The following is a 17,311-nucleotide window of genomic DNA, read 5'->3' as shown; positions in this document are numbered from 1 at the left end:
CGACTAATGGACCATGGATAATGGCTCGGTAGTGGCGTTTAATGCGCTCATAACAACGAGAGTGTGGGTGACGAACATGGCGACAGACGGAACGCTGGCGGGTGCGGTGCCGGCCTCGGTACCTGAGACAAAAAGCGCGGCGCGCTGGCTGACGCCGACCTTGCAGAGTCTCGCCCTGGCCTTGCTGCTGTGTGGCATGGCCCTGGGCGGCTGGTCGCTGTACCTGGGCCTGCCGCTGGTCATGCTCATCGTCTGGTTACCGCGCCTGCGTTCGCGCGTGGCCGCGGCGCCCGCACCCGCGACCGACACACTGGCCGAGCTGACCCGCGACCTGTCCTACACCACCAGCCATAATGCGCTGTCAGCGGCCGGTGTCGCCTATTCGGTCAAGCAACTGGCCGGCAAGGTCCAGTCCCAACTCGATGCGGCGGCGCAGATCGTCAGCAATGCCGAATCGATGATCGCCACCGAACAGGCCACTTCGCAACTCAGCCAGCAGGCCCTGAGCGCCGCCAGCGAGGCCCATCGCAGCAGTGTGGCCGGGCGCAGCGAGCTGGTGGAGTCCATCAGCCGCATGCACCAGCTCAGCCAGCGCGCAAACGACAGCCGTGAGTTGATCGAAGCCCTGAGCGTACGCAGCGATGAAATCCAGCGGGTCAGCCTGGTGATCCAGTCGATCGCCAGCCAGACCAACCTGCTGGCGCTGAACGCGGCCATCGAGGCGGCACGGGCCGGTGAGCATGGCCGTGGGTTCGCGGTGGTGGCCGATGAAGTCCGTGGCCTGGCCGGGCGTACCGCGGCAGCGACCGGCGAGGTCGGGGTGATGGTGGCCGACATCCAGCAGCGCACCGCCCAGGTGGTGGAGCAGATCCGTCAACTGGCCGCTGACCTGGACATTGGCGTGCAGCAGGTCGAGCACACCGGCCAGCATCTGGAAAACATCGCCCGGCTCGCCGCCGGCGTCGAAACCCAGGTCAGCGCCATCGCCGAAGGCACCGACACCAATCGCGAACAACTCGACAGCCTGTTCCACGCCATCGAGCAGATGCGCGGCGACCTGTCCATCAGCGACCAGCAGACCCAGCGCCTGGCCGAAGCGGCGGTGCAAATGGAAGGCCAGGCCGAAACCATCAGCGAACGCCTGGCCGAGGTGGGCCTCGACGATTATCACCAACGGGTCTACGACCTGGCGCGCGAAGGGGCGAGCCAGATCGCCGCGCAGTTCGAGGTCGATATCGACCAGGGCCGTGTCAGCCTGGAGGACCTGTTCGACCGCAACTACCAGCCGATCCCCAATACCCAGCCAGCCAAATTCCAGACCCGCTTCGACCGTTACACCGACCAGGTACTGCCGGCGATCCAAGAGCCCTTGCTTGCTCGGCATGAGGGCCTGGTGTTTGCGATTGCCTGCACCCAGCAGGGCTACGTGCCGACCCATAACAAGGTCTTCAGCCAGCCGCTGACCGGCGATCCCCAGGTGGACACGCTGAATAACCGTACCAAGCGCAAATTCTCCGACCGCACCGGGATCCGCTGCGGCAGCCACCAGCAGCCAGTGCTGCTCCAGACCTACACCCGAGACACGGGTGAGTTGATGCACGATCTTTCCGTACCGATCATGCTCAAGGGGCGTCACTGGGGTGGTTTGCGCCTGGGCTACAAACCCGAGAAGCCGCGCTAGGCTTCAATAGCACCGAGTGGCTGTGGGAGCAAGGCTTGCCCGCGATGCGCCACCGCTGTGGCTGTGGGAGCAAGGCTTGCCCGCGATGCGCCACCGCTGTGGTTGTGGGAGCAAAGCTTGCTCGCGATGCAAGCGCCTCGGTTTCCTGGAAAACCGCGTCGTCTTCATCGCGAGCAAGCTTTGCTCCCACAGGTAAATCCCCCTCGCCACAAAAAGCGCTGGTGGCTCTTGAGGCTATTTGCCACCGTGCAGACGCACGTTCAGCTGATCCACCAGCACCGCTTCTTCGCCGTCGGCGAGCAGCCATTCCCGGAGCAGGTCTTTCTGCTGGTTCGACCAGAAATCGGCCTCCACCAGCTTGATCTCCGGGGCCAGCGGGTGGGCGATGATGAAGTCGTCAATGGCCTTGTCGTCGGAGGGCAGGCCCAGTTGGTCGAACAGGGTCTTGAGTTCGTGGGAAGGTTGTTCCATGGGAGTCTCCTTTGGTCGGGGCGCCGTCGTGGCGCCTCGGTGCTTCCCTTTATCTGAGGCAAGCGCTCATCAGGAGTTCGATCGGGCTCAGGCTTTCAAGGCCCCTTCATCCACGGCGGCCTTCAACGCCTTGGCCGCTTCCCTGGCGGCCTCGGCAGCGATCTCCGCGGTCTTGAACCAGCGATCCTTCTCCACCTGGTGGCAACTGACGGTGGTCAAGGGTGGCTTGGCGCGCATAACGATGACGGCCTGGAACTCGCCTTCGACTTCTCTGGCTTCGCCCCGGATAAAAAATTCGCCGATATCAAATTCCGTCACGTCGCGCCTTCTCCTCGAAGTCATACTCATGCTATGGGTGCGCAATCCGTCGATGGGCGACGGCTTCGCTGGGCGGGCAGTATGGCAGCAGTTGCCCGTCGGCGGCTGAGTTAAGTCATGGACGGGCATATATAGGCTCAGGCGCTGCGTTCGAGACGCCTGGCCAGGTAGCAGGCTTCGTTATGGTCGGTTCGGAAACCTCTTACTCGTCCAGTCGATGTTTCCTCAATGTGAAAAAAACACTTGCCGGCCAAAACGACCCGATAACGTGGTTGAATCAACGAAATGGGCAAGCAATCGACCCCGTCAAAGGTGTCATCTGTGTCGACGATGCAAGGGGCGACGGGGTGGGGCAGGGTTGTAAAAGTGGCCATGTGAATTCCTTTTCTATGGTTTACCGACGAATTGTCGGGTACTTCGAGTAGTCTCCACGCTGTCGGCTGCTCTAGAATCGGCAGTGTCGTGTGGACGGTTGCGCCTATCTAAAGCAATTTTTTTTGGGCTCGATGTCAGAAAAATGCTTTTTTAAGTGAGAAATTTCCCTAAAGTTAGTAGTCCCATCTTTTCCGATGCTCAGAGTGGCTTTTTCCTTCAGCCTCTGGCGACCCCCCGGGAAAGACGGCGAGAGCGGCAACCTTTAGTCTGCTCTCGGCCCGGGACAGGGCGCTCCGTTCACTTCGAATTTCAGTTACAGGTCCATTACGACACTACAGTCGGTACGGGTTCTCGTGGTCCGTCCTTTGTGCAGGACGGGCCTTTTTCAAATGATGGGGATGTTTCCTTGGCAGTAAGTAATCTCGACATGCATGCGTTATTCGTACTTGGTGACCTGCGGGCAAAACTGGTCAAACTCTTCCAGTCACGTTTCGTCTACATCACCGAGCAGACCGCCGAAGGTATCTATGTCGCCGAAATCGACACCGAGTCGGCCCTGGTGGTCGATGACAAGCCCAGGCTGGAGCTCAAGGTCGGTGATCATTTTCGCGCGGCGGTATTGCCCAGCCGCGAAGGTGGCAAGTTTGAAATCCGCTTTCGCGAAATCAAGCTGACGGTCTATGGCCTTGGCGATTACGCTTTCGTCACGACCCCCGGTGGTCAGGCAATCCTGTTCAAGGAAGGCCACAGCGTGGTGACCGTGTTTGCGGCCAACGAACAGTTGCAGGAAGGCTTGACCAAGACCTTGAAGGCGGTCACCGCCAAGGCCGCCAAGTGGCGCAAGGGCGAACTGGTGACCTTCAAGGCCAGCGAGTGACCGTTTCGCAAGATCTCGCTGGAACCTCGGCTACAGTCAATTGACTGAACTATTCAGGGCTTGCGTTCGGTTGCGCAGGGCCGTTCAGCTATTGCTGTATCTGGCATGAGGTGCAAAGCATGAAACGAGTTCGACAGTGGCTGGCTGCCTGGGCCACCTTCGCGGTGTTGGTTTCACCCCTTCCGACGTCGGCCGCCACAGCGCCGATCCACTTTGCCGACTTGAACTGGGAAAGTGGCAGCCTGATCACCGATATCCTGCGGATCATCGTCGAAAAAGGCTACGGGTTGCAGACCGACACATTGCCGGGCACCACCATTACCCTGGAAACCGCCCTGGCCAATAACGACATCCAGGTGATCGGCGAGGAATGGGCCGGCCGCAGCCCGGTGTGGGTCAAGGCCGAGGCCGAAGGCAAGGTGATCGCCCTGGGCGATACGGTCAAAGGCGCGACGGAAGGTTGGTGGGTGCCCGAATACGTCATCAAGGGCGACCCAGCCAAGGGCATCAAACCCTTGGCGCCGGATTTGCGCAGTGTCGAAGACCTGGCGCGCTACAAGCATGTGTTCAAGGACCCGGAGAGCCCCGACAAGGGGCGCTTCCTCAACAGCCCCATTGGCTGGACCTCCGAGGTGGTCAACAAACAGAAGCTCAAGGCGTATGGCCTGTCTGACAGCTACGTGAATTTTCGCAGCGGTTCGGGGGCGGCGCTGGATGCGGAAATCAGCTCGACGATCCGCCGGGGCAAGCCGATCCTGTTTTATTACTGGTCGCCCACGCCACTGCTCGGGCGCTTCAAGCTGGTGCAGTTGCAAGAGCCGCCGTTCGATGCCGAGGCCTGGAAAACCCTGACCGACGCCGATAACCCCAACCCGAAGCCGACCCGCTCACTGGCCTCGAAACTGTCGATTGGCGTCTCTGCGCCGTTCCAGAAGCAATACCCGGAGATTGCCGAGTTCTTCAGCAAGGTCGACTTGCCCATCGAACCGTTGAACAAGGCTCTGGCCGACATGAGCGAGAAGCGCATCCCACCTCGTGAAGCCGCCGAGGCGTTCCTCAAGGCGCATCCACAGGTCTGGCAGGCCTGGCTGCCCAAGGAGGTGGCGGACAAGGTGTCTGCCGGTCTCTAGGGCGTTCTCGCGTGCCAGCAGGTTGAACGCTTGATCCTGGGCAATGAATCATTCGCTGGGAACTGGCAATCTGCGCCCGTCCAGCGAAATGCCAAATTCGAGCTAGGATGATTGTTCAACCCTTTTCAGGAGGCTGGCGAATGACGCTTTTATTGGCTCGGTCGCTGGTCGCAGTGTTTGCGACCATCAGCTTGATTCATATGTATTGGGCCCTGGGTGGGCGGTGGGCGGCCAAGGCTGTGGTGCCTCAGGTACCGGTGAAGCAGGGGGAGGCGCTGCGACCGGCGTTCGATCCCTCGGGCTGGCTGACCTTGCTGGTGGCCCTGGCGCTGCTGATGGTGGCGCTGCTGGTGTGCCTGCGGGTCGGCCTGCTGGCGCAGCCGGTCACTCATCGGGCGTTGCAGTGGCTGATCAGCGCGATTGCCTTGCTGATGTTCGCCCGGGCCATTGGCGAGTCGAACCTGGTGGGCTTCTTCAAGGAGGTCAAGGACTCGACATTCGCCAGGCTCGACACCTGGGTCTACTCGCCGTTGTGCGTGGTGCTTGGGGCCGGGTTGCTGGCGGTGGCGTGGGCTTGAGTCACTCCGTCACCCGGCCTGTGGCGAGGGGATTTATCCCCGCTGGGCTGCGTAGCAGCCCCAAAAAGGCAGAGCACAACTAGCTAGACACACCGAGGTGACTGCACTTAGGGCTGCTGCGCAGCCCAGCGGGGATAAATCCCCTCGCCACAAAGGGTGTTTGCCTTAAGGTAGCGGTCAGCCGTCGTGCCCGGTCCTGCGACTGCTCACTTCCGCCGGCACATCATCCCCGGCCATGCGCTTGCGGAACAACGCCGCCCGGGCCAGGAGCAGGGTGGTCACCGGGACGGTGATGGACAGCAGGATCGGGATCAGCCAGGCGTGCAACACCGGCGCGGACTTGAGCGCCGAAAAATACACGATCGAAGCCAGTGCCACGCACCAGGCGCCCAGTGTGGATGCCAGGGCCGGTGGGTGCATGCGCTGGAAATAGTCCTTCAAGCGCACCAGGCCGATCGCTCCGGCCAGGGCGAAGAGGCTGCCGAGCACCAGCAGGATCGCCACCGGGATTTCGACCCACATCGACAGTTCGCCGGTCATTCGATCACCTCGCCACGCAACAGGAACTTGGCCAGGGCAAACGAGCCGACAAAGCCGAACAGGGCGATCAGCAGCGCCGCCTCGAAATAGGTGTCACTGGCATAACGGATGCCCAGCACCAGCATCATCAGCATCGCCACGATGTACAGATAGTCCAGGGCCAATACCCGATCCTGCGCCGAAGGGCCCTTGAACAGTCGCCACAGGGTCAACACCATCGCCAGGGAGAGCAGGAACAGGCTCAACAGGATCGCATTGGACAGCAGGGGGCTCATTGGAAAATCTCCATCAACGGGCGCTCGTACGTAGCCTTGAAATGCGCGATGAAAGACGCCTCGTCTTCCAGATCGAACACGTGCATCAACAGGATGCTGCGGTCCAGGGCCAGTTCCGACCAGACTGTCCCCGGGATCACCGTGGTGATCATCGACAACGCGGCCAGGCCGTTGGCGTCGTGCAGGTCCAGCGGCACTTTGATGAACCGCGAGCGAGGCGGGCGGCGTCCGGCGTTCAGCACCCCCCAGGCCACCGCCACGTTGGACACCAGCACATCACGGCCCACCAGCAGGAACAAGCGCAACACCACCCACGGCCGGCGGATACGGATGGGCCGTGGGCGCAACGGGCGCATCATCAACGGCGCCAGGAAGCCCAGCGCTGCGCCCAGCAGCAGATGCCCGGCGCTGACGGACAGGTTCAACACCAGCCACAGCAACCACAGCGCCAGGGACAACCACGGGGCGGGCAACAGGCGCTTCATGGCTGCACCTCCCGCAATGCGGTGCGGGTCTCGGGGTTGGGCACGGCGCGGGTGGCGAGTACCGACATCACATAATGTTCCGGATTGTTCAGCGTATCGGCGGCGGATTGGGTGTAGCGCAGCAACGGTTCGGCCTTGAAGGTCAGGGCGATGCCCAGGCCCAGCAGCACGACGATCGGCAGGCATTCGAACGGCCGCAGCAACGGTGACGGGCGTTCCTGGGGCGTCCAGAAACGTTGGATGCCCAGGCGTGAAAAGGCAATCAGCGAGGCCAGCCCCGAGAGGATCAGCAAGGCCAACAGGCCCCACGCCTGGTTTGATACCGACTCCCCGCCGCTGGCTCCGAAGCCTTGGGGATTGAGCAAGGCGCTCAGCAGGCTCAGCTTGCCGATGAACCCCGACAGCGGCGGCATGCCGATAATCAACAGCGCACAGAAGATAAAGCTCAAGCCAAGGAAGGCCATGGTCCAGGGAATCACCTGCCCGACCACGGCTTTCTGCTCGTCGTCGAGGTTGATGCCCTTGGGCGGTTGCAGGGATTCCAGCGGTCGCGGCAAGGTGTCGAAGTCGTCGTCCAGGGACAGTTCATTGGCCGAGCGCGAGCGTTCGATCAGCTCGGCCAGCAAGAACAGCGCGCAAAGCGCCAGGGTCGAGCTCACCAGGTAAAACAGCGCCGCCCCCACCAGGTTCGGTTGGGCGAAGCCGATGGCCGACAACAGGATCCCGGCCGAGACCAGGATGCTCAGGCTCGCCATGCGCTCCAGCCGTTGGGCCGCGAGAATGGCAATGGCGGCGCAGGCGATGGTCGCCATGCCGCCATAGACCAGCCAGTCGGCGCCGAAATACGCCGAGGCGCCGGCCTGGCCGGAGAACAGCAACGTCCACAGGCGCAGGATCGTGTAGACGCCAACCTTGGTCATGATCGCAAACAGCGCCGCCACCGGTGCGCTGGCGGCGCTATAGGCTGGCACCAGCCAGAAGTTCAGCGGCCACATCCCGGCCTTGGCCAGGAACGCCACCGCAAGGATGCCGGCCCCGGCGTGCAGCAAGCCGCGGTCGGCCTCTGGCACCAGCGGGATTTTCAGGGCCAGGTCGGCCATGTTTAACGTGCCGGTGACGCCATAGATCAGCGCGGCGCCGATCAGGAACAACGACGAGGCCAGCAGATTGATGGAAATGTAATGCAGGCCTGACGACACCCGCGCCCGGCCCGATCCGTGCAGCATCAGGCCGTAGGAAGCCGCCAGCAGCACTTCGAAGAACACGAACAGGTTGAACAGGTCCGCCGTCAGGAAGGCCCCGTAGAGGCCCATCAGCTGGATCTGGAACAGCGCATGGAAACTCGCCCCGGCGCCGTCCCAGCGGGCCATGGCGAAGAGCAGGGCGCTGACGCCGATGATGCCGGTCAGTACCAGCATCAGCGCCGACAGGCGATCGACCACCAGGACAATGCCGAACGGCGCCTGCCAGTTGCCGGGCAGGTACACGCCAATGGACGCGGGCAGGGCCTGGTCCTGGGTCCAGTTCAGCAACAGCACCGCGATGCCCAGGCCCAGCAGGCTGGAAAGCAGATTGATCCGTGCCTTGAGCGGGCGGTGTTTCTCGCCCAGCATCAGCATCAACGCGGCGGTCAGCAGCGGCAGCAGGATAGGCGCGGCGATCAGATGAGGCGTCAACATCATTCCTTGGGCTCCCGGCCGTCCACGTGGTCGGTGCCGGTCAGGCCCCGGGACGCCAGCAGCACCACCAGGAACAGCGCAGTCATGGCGAAGCTGATCACGATGGCCGTCAGCACCAGCGCCTGGGGCAGCGGGTCGGTGTAGTGCAGCAGGTCCTGGGGCACGCCGTCCTTGATGATCGGTTCCTTGCCGATGAACAGGCTGCCCATGCTGAAGATGAACAGGTTGACGCCGTAGGACAGCAGGCACAGGCCCATGACCACCTGGAAGGTCCGTGGCCGCAACACCAGCCAGACACCGGAGGCGGCCAGTACGCCGATTGCGATTGCGATGACTTCTTCCATCAGGCGGTGGCTCCTTTGACGGCGGCGACGGGTTTGGCTTGCAGGCCCGGCTTATGGGCCCGTACCGACTGGTGAGCCAGGGCGGTGAGGATCAACAGGGTGGAACCGACCACCACGGCGTACACACCGATGTCGAAGAACAGCGCGCTGGCCAGATGGATATCCCCCAGCAGCGGCAATTCGAAATGCCAGGTGTGGGTGGTCAGGAACGGATAACCCACGGCCATCGATCCCAGGCCGGTGGCGGTGGCGAACAACAGCCCGGTGCCCATCCAGCGCAGCGGCCGCAGGCTCATTTGCGCCTCGACCCACTGGGTGCCGGCGACCATGTATTGCAGGATGAACGCCACGGACATCACCAGCCCGGCCACGAAGCCGCCACCGGGTTGATTGTGGCCGCGCATGAACAGGTAGAACGACACCACCAGGGCGATCGGTAGCAGCAGGCGCACCAGCACCGACGGCACCATCATGAAGCCCAATGCGGTATCGCTGGCATGGCGCGGGTTGACCAGATCGGTGACCACGTCCGGCGCCAGCAGGCGCTGTTGCGCTGGCAACTGCATGCTTTCCTTCGGTGGGCGGAAACGCCGCAGCAGGGCGAACACCGCCAGGGCCACCGCCACCAGCACGGTGATTTCCCCGAGGGTGTCGAAGCCCCGGAAGTCCACCAACATCACGTTCACCACATTGCTGCCGCCGCCTTCGGGCAGAGCACGGCTCAAGTAGAACGAAGAGATGTCGTTAGGCGTCTGGCGCGTGAGCATCGCATAGGACAACAGCGCCATACCGCCGCCGACGGCGATGGACAGCAGCAAGTCCCGCAGGCGTCGGATACGCGCGCGCCGCTCGCTGTTGGGCAGCGGCGAGACGTCCTCGATCCGCCGTGGCAGCCAGCGCAGGCCCAGCAGGATCAGCACGGTGGTAACCACTTCCACCACCAGTTGCGTCAAGGCCAGGTCGGGGGCGGAGAACCAGACGAAGGTCACGCAGGTCATCAGGCCGCAGACGCTGACCATGGTCAGGGCCGCGAGCCGGTGATACTTGGCCTGCCAGGCCGCGCCCAGGGCACAGGCGATCGCCAGCAGCCACAGGGTGACGAAGACGATGGAACCGGGGATCTTCGGCCGGTCGCCCCAGACGAGCGTGCTGTGCAGCATCGGGATCAGCCCGGCCAATACCGCCGCCAGCACCAGGAAAAAAAGTTGGGCTTGCAGGCGCCGGGTACTGATCTTGCGCTCCAACCGCCGACCCTGGCGCATCATCAGCACCAGGCAGCGCTCGAACAAGCGCTTGCCACTGAGCCGGCCAATGAACGGCGGGTGCTTGATGTGCCCTTGCCGGAGCTGTTTGCGCAGCAGCAGGTACAGGACGATGCCGCCGGACATGGCCACCAGGCTCATGATCATCGGTGCGTTCAGGCCGTGCCAGATCGCCAGGCTGTATTCAGGCAGTGTGCCGCCCACCACCGGCAACGCGGCGGCCGCGAGCAACGAGCCGACCACCTGGGCCGGAAAGATCCCCACCAACAGGCAGGTGAACACCAACAGTTCCACCGGCGCGCGCATCCAGCGCGGTGGTTCGTGAGGGGTATGGGGCAGGTCGGTGGCGGTGGGGCCGAAGAACACATCCACGGTGAACCGCAAGGAGTAGGCGACGCTGAAGGTCCCGGCGATGGTAGCGATGATCGGCAGCGCCAGTTCGACCCAGGCCGTGGCGGAAATGAACACGGTCTCGGCGAAGAACATTTCCTTGGACAGGAAACCGTTGAGCAACGGCACCCCGGCCATCGCCGCGCTGGCGACCATGGCCAGGGTCGCGGTGAACGGAATCAGCCGCACCAGGCCGCTGAGCTTGCGAATGTCGCGGGTGCCGCTTTCGTGGTCGATGATCCCGGCGGCCATGAACAGCGACGCTTTGAACGTGGCGTGGTTGAGGATATGAAACACCGCCGCCACGGCCGCCAGCGGACTGTTCAGGCCCAGCAGCAGGGTGATCAGCCCGAGGTGGCTGATGGTGGAGTAGGCCAGCAGGCCCTTGAGGTCGTTCTGGAACATCGCGCAGTAGGCGCCCAGCAGCAACGTACAGGCTCCCGCGCCGCCGACGATGTAGAACCACTCTTCGCTGCCCGACAGCGACGGCCATAACCGCGCCAACAGGAACACCCCGGCCTTGACCATGGTGGCCGAGTGCAGATACGCCGACACCGGCGTGGGGGCGGCCATGGCATGGGGCAGCCAGAAGTGGAACGGAAACTGGGCGCTTTTGCTCAAGGCGCCGATCAGGATCAGCGGCAACAGGATGGGGTAGAGGGCATGGGCACGGATCAGGTCGCCGGCGGCCAGGACCTTGTCCAGCTCATAGCTGCCCACCACATGGCCGAGCAGCATCACCCCGGCCAATAGGCAAAGCCCGCCAGCCCCGGTCACCATCAACGCCATGTAGGCACCGCGTCGAGCGTCGGCGCGGTGGTGCCAATAGCCGATCAGCAGGAACGAGAACAGGCTGGTCAGTTCCCAGAAAAATACCATCTGGATCAGGTTGCCGGAGATCACCAACCCGAGCATGGCGCCCATGAACGCGAGGAAAAATGCGAAGAAGCGCGGCACCGGATCATCCGGCGACATGTAGTAGCGAGCGTACAGCGACACCAGCGTGCCGATGCCCAGCACCAGCAACGAAAACAGCCAGGCGAAGCCGTCCAGGCGTAATACGAAATCCAGGCCCAGGCTGGGCAACCAGGTGTAGTGCTCACGGATCACGCCGCCGTCGGCGATCTGCGGATACAGCAAGGCCACCTGAACCGTGCCGGCCAGGGCGACGAGGCCGGCCAGCAGTGATTCGGCGTTACGGGCGTTATGCGGCAGCAGCGCCGCGACACAGCTGCCGATGAAGGGCAAAAGCAATAGAACTATCAGTGACATAGGCTTCTATTCGGCGGGAGGTTGTGAGGGATCATACGTGGCGTATTCCCGATCACCAACCGCGAGGGTGTCGCAGAATCCTACAAGAGAGGTGGAGTTTTCTTACTTTGCGCCCTACACATCACCCGTGGCGAGGGAGCTTGCTCCCGTTGGGCTTGTGTAGGAGCTGCCGAAGGCTGCGATCTTTTGATCTTGGTCTTTCGCTTGGGATTCAAGTGTCTGGGGAAAGATCGCAGCCTCGTTGCACTCGTCAGCTCCTACACAGCTCCTGCACGGCTTCTAAGCTTCTACCGGCCTCACTGCTCCTGCTCAAGCTCCTCATCCACCTCGACAACACCTTTTCCGCGGGTCTTCAGCTCACTGACAATCACCGCTGCCACGATCAGTGCCGCGCCGAACAAGGCAATCGCCGGCAACCGCTCGCCCGCCAGGCGCCCGGCGATGCCGGCCCACACCGGCTCACCGGCATAGATCAGCGTGGCGCGGGTCGGCGAGACGCTTTTCTGTGCCCAGTTCATCGCCACCTGGATCGCTGCGCTGGCGGCGCCCAGGCCGACGGCGCTGACCAGCAGCAACATGGAAAAATCCGGGATCTTTTCCTGGGTCGGCACCACCATCAGGAAGGCCAGCACCGCGGTGCTTGCCAGTTGCACCACGGTCACCCGGCGCACATCGACCTGGCCGGCATAAGCGCTGATCAGGATGATTTCGGCGGCAATCGCGATGGCGCTGATCAACGTGGCGATTTCACCGGGGCTGAAGTTCAGCGAGGCCCCGGCCGGGCCCGACACCAGCATCAGCCCGGTGAACGCCAGCATGATGCCGAGGCTGGGCATCAAGCCCGGTCGACGGCCCAGCACCAGCCATTGCAACAAGGGCACGAATGGCACGTAAAGCGCGGTAATGAACGCCGATTGGCTACTGGGGATGGTTTGCAGGCCGACGGTCTGCAGGCCGTAGCCGAGCATGATCGCCACACCGATGAAGCACCCGGCCTTGAGTTCGAAGAGGGTCAGGTCCCGCAGATGCCGCCAGGAAAACAGCGCGACAAACGCGGCCGCGGCGGCAAATCGCAGGCCGACGAAAAACATCGGCCCACTGACCGTCATGGCGTGTTGCACCAGCAGGAAAGTCCCACCCCAGATCATGGTAATCAGCACCAGCACGCATTCGGCCTTGCTGAACCTTGAGAAACGGGAGGAAGCTTGCGGGGAGTTCACCGATGCCATGACCTTGCGCGCCACTTGAGGCGGACGCACAATGCGTCCGAAGTTGGGCAGTATAATGCGCAACCCAGCCATGTGAGCAATATAGTGCACAAAGAATCCGGCCAGCGGGCCTCCGTCCTGCAACACGTCAGCCAGAACGTCCGTCGTCTGCGGCATGCCGCCGAGCTCAGCCAGACGGCGTTGGCCGAGTTGTCGGGGGTCAGCCGGCGGATGCTGGTGGCCATTGAGGCTGGGGAAAAGAACGTCAGCCTGACCACCCTGGACCGGGTCGCCGAAGCCCTGGACGTGGCCTTCAGCGACTTGATCCAGGCCCCCGAAGCCCGCGACTCGAGTCGCATCAACGAGCTGGCCTGGGCCGGCACCATCGCTGGCAGCAAAGCCGTGTTGCTCGCCAAGGCCACCGCCAGCCGTGAAGTCGAACTTTGGGAATGGCGCTTGGAGCCCGGCGAGCATTACCCTTCAGAGCCCGACGCCGACGGTTGGAGTGAGCAGATCTATGTCTTCGAGGGGTGCCTGACCCTGCTGTTGGGCAACGAGGAGCGCCGCATAGGCGCCGGTGAGTTCTTCATGTTCGCCAGCAACCAGCCCCATGCCTATCGCAACGATGGCCCGGTGGCGGCGAGATTCGTACGCAACGTGGTGATTTGATTCCTGGAGAGCGATATGGAAACAGCGCTGGAGCGACATGAGCAGGGCATCACCCGGGAGGCCGATATCCTGATTATCGGTGGCGGCCTGAGCGGTGCCATGTTGGCCGCGCAGCTGCTGCGCCTGCCGGGCCGGCGCGAGGTACTGATCGTCGAGCCGCGCAGCGAACTGGGCCGGGGCGAGGCCTACAGTGCCGTGGAGCTGGGGCACACCTTGAACGGCAACGCGGCGCGGATGAGCGTCGACCCGGACAACGCCGATGACCTGACCCAATGGCTCACCGCGTTCATCGAAGCCGGCGGCTGGCCCGAGTCGGATCAGCAGCACGTGCCGATCAGCGAGTTGTTCCCGCCCCGGGGAATGTTTGGCCTCTATGTGCAACAACGGCTGGCCGAGGCTCGCGAGATAGGCGCGCAAAACGGTTCGACCGCCGAGCACGTGCGCGGGGAGGCCGTGGACCTGCGGGTTGCTGACGATGCCGTAATGCTGACGCTGGATGACGGCCAGGTCTTGCGCGGCCGTTTCGCGGTACTGGCCACCGGCATGTTCCCGGCGGCGCGAACCCCGCAAACCGAATCCAGCGGCTTGAATGCCGCGGCCCTGGACCCTTGGGATGTGGCTGCAATGCGCCAGCTCGATCCGCAGTCCACGGTGCTGATCATCGGCTCGGGGTTGACCATGGTTGATGCCGTCGTGTCCCTGGAGCAGGCCGGGCACCGTGGGCCGATCGAAGTGTTTTCCCGCCATGGTTTGTTGCCCCATGTGCGCCGCCAGCCCCCCGCCTGGGTGGATTTCCTCGCCGACGATCACAGCCTGCGGTCGCCACGCCAGTTGATGCGGGCCCTGCGCGAGCAATGCCGTCAGGCCCAGGCCCAAGGCATCGATTGGCAGGCCCCGTTGGACACGGTGCGCGCGCACATCGGGCGGTTGTGGAACCAGGCCAGCGATGTGCAGCGCCGGCAGTTCGTGCGGCATGTGCGGCCGTGGTGGGAGAGTCATCATCATCGCTCGCCGCCGTTGAGCGCGGAGCTGGTGGCGCGTCTGCACGAAGAAGGGCGGTTGCGGATCCGGGCGGCGTCGTTCAAGGGGCTGGCGTCCTCTGCCGAGGGCACGCTGGGTATTACCATCCGCCGCCGGGGCGAGACCGGGCTGACGGTGGTGCAGGGCGCGGCGCTGATCAACTCCAGTGGCATCGAATATGACTGGCGCCGGGTTGCACGACCGTTGCCGCAACAGTTGCTGGCCCGGGGGCTGATCCAGCCCGGGCCGCTGGCCCTGGGCATCGCCGCGCGTGCTGACGGTGCGGTGCTGGACGCCCGAGGCGAGCCTGCCGAGCGCCTGTTCGCCATGGGCCCGCCGTTGCGGGGGATGTGGTGGGAAAGTACTGCTGTGACTGATGTGGCGAGCCAGGCTAAGGCGCTGGCGGTGTGGCTGGTTGAACTGCAAACCCAAGATTGAAATTGAACCCCCTGTGGCGAGGGGATTTATCCCCGCTGCGTGGGAGCAAAGCTTGCTCGCGATGCAGGCGCCTCGGTTCCCAGGGAGACCGCGTCATCTTCATCGCGGGCAAGCCTTGCTCCCACAGATGGGGATAAATCCCCTTTCTACAGGGATTCACAAAATGGGCATAAATGAGCGCTTATAGCTTGCTGACCTTGACCCAACGCTCCTCCCGCGCCGCCACACGAATCGCCGCCGCCAACCGCTCCACTTCCCAGGCCTCTTCGAAGTCGGTCCCGCTGCCGCCTTCGCCTGCGAGGGTCATCACCAGTTCCTGGACTTCCAGGGTCTTCAATTCGTTGTACCCCAACTGGTGACCGGCGGCTGGGCTGAACGCGGCATAACCGGGCAAATCCGGGCCGGCCAGCAGGCGCTGGAAACCTGCCTGGCCGACGCGACACAGGCGCAGTTCATTGAGCCGTTCCTGATCGAACGCCAGGGTGCCGAGGGTGCCGCTGATCTCGAAACTCAGGTGGTTCTTGTAGCCGTGCTTGAGCCAACTGCTGCTCACCGTGCCCCGGGCGCCGTTGGCGAAACGCAGCAGCGCGTGGACCTGGTCATCGACCGCAATGGCGCGTTGTTCGGCATTGCCCACGCTGGCAGGGCGTTGGCTGTGCACGGTCTGGCTGTCGGCGCACACCGCTTCGACATCGCCCAACAAGTGCCGGGCCATGGCCAGCAAGTGGCTGCCCAGGTCCGCCAGTGCGCCGCCGGCGTGGGCCGCTTCGCAGCGCCATGACCACGGCGAGGCGGGGTCGGCCATGAAGTCTTCGCTGAACTCGCCCTGGAAACTGATGATCCGCCCCAGGTCGCCGCGCTGGATCAGCTCCCGCGCCCGTTGGATGATCGGGTTGTGCTGGTAGTTGTAGCCGACCCGCGTCACCACCCCGGCTGCCTTGGCCGCCTGGCGCATCTGCTCGGCCTGTTCCAGGGACACCGCCAGGGGCTTTTCACAATAGACCGGCTTGCCCGCCGCCAACGCGGCCATGGCCATGGGGAAGTGCAGGTGGTTGGGCGTGGTGATGGCGACCAGGTTGACCTTCGGGTCGTCGATCAGTTGTTGCCAGTCGCTGTGGGCCGTCTCGAACCCCCAGCTGTGGGCGCATTGCCGGGCACGCTGCGGATCGGCGTCGGCCAGAGCCGCCAGTTTCAGGTTCAGGGGGAGGTCGAACACCGCCTTGGCATTGTGGAACGCCAAGGCATGGGCACGGCCCATGAAGCCGGTGCCAATCAGACCGATGCCGAGTTCACGCATGAGAAAGAGCCCTTTGAATTGTTATTTTCAGGAGGGCTATTTATGGAATAAATATTCGTTAATTGCAAATACTGGAATAAATATTCATTTCCGTGACTGCTGAGGATCCCCCTGTGGGAGCGGGCTTGCTCGCGAATACGGTGGATCAGTTAATGCAACTGTGACTGACGCACCGCATTCGCGAGCAAGCCCGCTCCCACAGGGGATTTCACAGGTCTGCCATGGAGCCTGTTGTCAGGACAGGAACCCGCCATCCACATTCAACGCCACACCCGTGGTGTAGCTCGACGCATCGCTGGCCAGGTACAGCACCGCGCCGGCCATTTCGCTTGGGTCGGCCACGCGCTTGAGGGGGATCTGCGCCAGGGCGGTCTTCAGGATGGCGTCGTTCTTGACCAGTGCCGAGGCGAACTTGGTGTCGGTCAGGCCTGGCAACAAGGCGTTGCAGCGGATGCCAAATTGCGCGCATTCCTTGGCGAAGACCTTGGTCATGTTGATCACCGCAGCCTTGGTCACCGAGTAGATGCCCTGGAAGATCCCCGGCGAGATGCCGTTGATCGACGCCACGTTGATGATGCTGCCGCCGCCGTTCTCGCGCATCAGCTTGCCGGCTTCCACCGACATGAAGAAGTAGCCGCGGATGTTCACATCCACGGTTTTCTGGAACGCACCCAGGTCGGTGTCCAGGACGTTGCAGAATTGCGGGTTGGTGGCGGCGTTGTTGACCAGGATGTCCAGGCGCCCGAACTGTTCGCGGATACCGGCGAATACCTGGCTGATCTGCTCCATTTCACCGATGTGGCAGGCGACGGCGGTGGCCTTGCCGCCAGCGGCGATGATGGCGTCGGCCACGTGCTGGCAACCGTCGAGCTTGCGGCTGGAAACGATCACATGGGCGCCTTGCTGGGCCAGCAGTTTGGCGATGGCCTCGCCGATGCCGCGGCTGGCGCCGGAAACGAAGGCGATTTTACCGTCGAGGTCGAACAACTGGGTCTTGGACAT

The 17,311-nt window shown here is 63.2% G+C and carries 18 protein-coding genes; 6 read left to right on the top strand and 12 right to left on the bottom strand.

The features are described 5' to 3' along the window. Positions 1-13 precede the first annotated feature (13 nt). Complete coding sequence (locus tag AD662_RS17120; RefSeq protein WP_408003941.1) at positions 14-1,681, top strand: methyl-accepting chemotaxis protein; 1,668 nt, start codon at positions 14-16, stop codon at positions 1,679-1,681. 234 nt (positions 1,682-1,915) lie between these two features. Here the strand turns inward: AD662_RS17120 and AD662_RS17115 are convergent, their stop codons facing one another. From AD662_RS17115 to AD662_RS30170, 3 genes are all read right to left on the bottom strand, one after another. Continuing rightward, entirely contained in the window at positions 1,916-2,152 is a 237-nt protein-coding gene (locus tag AD662_RS17115; protein WP_018612759.1) for a DUF2789 family protein, read from the bottom strand. Positions 2,153-2,239: 87 nt separating this feature from the next. After that, a complete protein-coding gene (locus AD662_RS17110; protein WP_003202853.1) occupies positions 2,240-2,470 on the bottom strand; it encodes a hypothetical protein in 231 nt (76 codons plus the stop codon). Between the two features lie 137 nt (positions 2,471-2,607). Further along, positions 2,608-2,844 carry a hypothetical protein gene (locus AD662_RS30170; RefSeq protein ID WP_024619513.1) on the bottom strand — a complete coding sequence of 79 codons (237 nt, stop codon included), beginning with the start codon at positions 2,842-2,844 and terminating at the stop codon, positions 2,608-2,610. Positions 2,845-3,272: 428 nt separating this feature from the next. Here AD662_RS30170 and AD662_RS17105 point away from each other — a divergent pair, with 428 nt between their 5' ends. The 3 genes from AD662_RS17105 (at position 3,273) to AD662_RS17095 (ending at position 5,430) form a co-directional block, all read left to right on the top strand. Beyond that, a complete protein-coding gene (locus AD662_RS17105; protein ID WP_003202850.1) occupies positions 3,273-3,722 on the top strand; it encodes a hypothetical protein in 450 nt (149 codons plus the stop codon). A 119-nt stretch (positions 3,723-3,841) separates the two neighbouring features. Then, entirely contained in the window at positions 3,842-4,852 is a 1,011-nt protein-coding gene (locus AD662_RS17100) for an ABC transporter substrate-binding protein (RefSeq protein WP_053189099.1), read from the top strand. A 140-nt stretch (positions 4,853-4,992) separates the two neighbouring features. Further along, complete coding sequence (locus AD662_RS17095) at positions 4,993-5,430, top strand: DUF3995 domain-containing protein (RefSeq protein ID WP_018612752.1); 438 nt, start codon at positions 4,993-4,995, stop codon at positions 5,428-5,430. A 177-nt stretch (positions 5,431-5,607) separates the two neighbouring features. On the opposite strand, the gene AD662_RS17090 is transcribed toward AD662_RS17095, so the two are convergent. The 7 genes from AD662_RS17090 to AD662_RS17060 all read right to left on the bottom strand — a co-directional run bounded on the left by AD662_RS17090 (position 5,608) and on the right by AD662_RS17060 (position 12,978). After that, positions 5,608-5,970: a Na+/H+ antiporter subunit G gene (locus tag AD662_RS17090; protein WP_018612751.1), complete on the bottom strand. Its 363-nt coding sequence runs from the start codon at positions 5,968-5,970 to the stop codon at positions 5,608-5,610. After that, positions 5,967-6,245, bottom strand: a complete 279-nt coding sequence (locus AD662_RS17085; RefSeq protein ID WP_018612749.1) for a K+/H+ antiporter subunit F — start codon at positions 6,243-6,245, stop codon at positions 5,967-5,969. The genes AD662_RS17090 and AD662_RS17085 overlap by 4 nt, the downstream gene beginning before the upstream one ends. Then, complete coding sequence (locus AD662_RS17080) at positions 6,242-6,730, bottom strand: Na+/H+ antiporter subunit E (RefSeq protein WP_018612748.1); 489 nt, start codon at positions 6,728-6,730, stop codon at positions 6,242-6,244. Before AD662_RS17080 ends, AD662_RS17085 begins: the two co-directional genes overlap by 4 nt. Further along, positions 6,727-8,412 (bottom strand): monovalent cation/H+ antiporter subunit D, encoded by a 1,686-nt coding sequence (locus AD662_RS17075; protein WP_053189096.1) that lies wholly within the window; start codon positions 8,410-8,412, stop codon positions 6,727-6,729. Before AD662_RS17075 ends, AD662_RS17080 begins: the two co-directional genes overlap by 4 nt. Continuing rightward, positions 8,409-8,753, bottom strand: a complete 345-nt coding sequence (locus AD662_RS17070) for a Na+/H+ antiporter subunit C (protein ID WP_003202835.1) — start codon at positions 8,751-8,753, stop codon at positions 8,409-8,411. The genes AD662_RS17075 and AD662_RS17070 overlap by 4 nt, the downstream gene beginning before the upstream one ends. After that, on the bottom strand, positions 8,753-11,677 hold the full coding sequence (locus AD662_RS17065; protein ID WP_033062886.1) for a monovalent cation/H+ antiporter subunit A: 2,925 nt from the start codon (positions 11,675-11,677) through the stop codon (positions 8,753-8,755). The genes AD662_RS17070 and AD662_RS17065 overlap by 1 nt, the downstream gene beginning before the upstream one ends. Positions 11,678-11,973: 296 nt before the next feature. Next, positions 11,974-12,978 carry a DMT family transporter gene (locus AD662_RS17060; RefSeq protein WP_174553547.1) on the bottom strand — a complete coding sequence of 335 codons (1,005 nt, stop codon included), beginning with the start codon at positions 12,976-12,978 and terminating at the stop codon, positions 11,974-11,976. Between the two features lie 12 nt (positions 12,979-12,990). Here AD662_RS17060 and AD662_RS17055 point away from each other — a divergent pair, with 12 nt between their 5' ends. Further along, a complete protein-coding gene (locus AD662_RS17055; RefSeq protein ID WP_024619854.1) occupies positions 12,991-13,554 on the top strand; it encodes a helix-turn-helix domain-containing protein in 564 nt (187 codons plus the stop codon). Between the two features lie 15 nt (positions 13,555-13,569). Next, the gene (locus tag AD662_RS17050) at positions 13,570-15,012 is read left to right on the top strand and encodes an FAD/NAD(P)-binding protein (RefSeq protein ID WP_053189091.1); all 1,443 of its coding nucleotides are present in this window, start codon (positions 13,570-13,572) and stop codon (positions 15,010-15,012) included. A 181-nt stretch (positions 15,013-15,193) separates the two neighbouring features. On the opposite strand, the gene AD662_RS17045 is transcribed toward AD662_RS17050, so the two are convergent. Both AD662_RS17045 and AD662_RS17040 read right to left on the bottom strand, forming a co-directional pair. Beyond that, complete coding sequence (locus tag AD662_RS17045; protein WP_053189088.1) at positions 15,194-16,309, bottom strand: Gfo/Idh/MocA family protein; 1,116 nt, start codon at positions 16,307-16,309, stop codon at positions 15,194-15,196. 234 nt (positions 16,310-16,543) lie between these two features. After that, on the bottom strand, positions 16,544-17,311 hold the full coding sequence (locus AD662_RS17040; protein ID WP_018612731.1) for an SDR family oxidoreductase: 768 nt from the start codon (positions 17,309-17,311) through the stop codon (positions 16,544-16,546).

The organism is Pseudomonas kilonensis (assembly GCF_001269885.1).
GTDB classification, from domain to species: domain Bacteria; phylum Pseudomonadota; class Gammaproteobacteria; order Pseudomonadales; family Pseudomonadaceae; genus Aquipseudomonas; species Aquipseudomonas kilonensis.
Note: the sequence above shows the minus strand (reverse complement) of the source record. Positions and strands in the feature narration are given on the sequence as shown.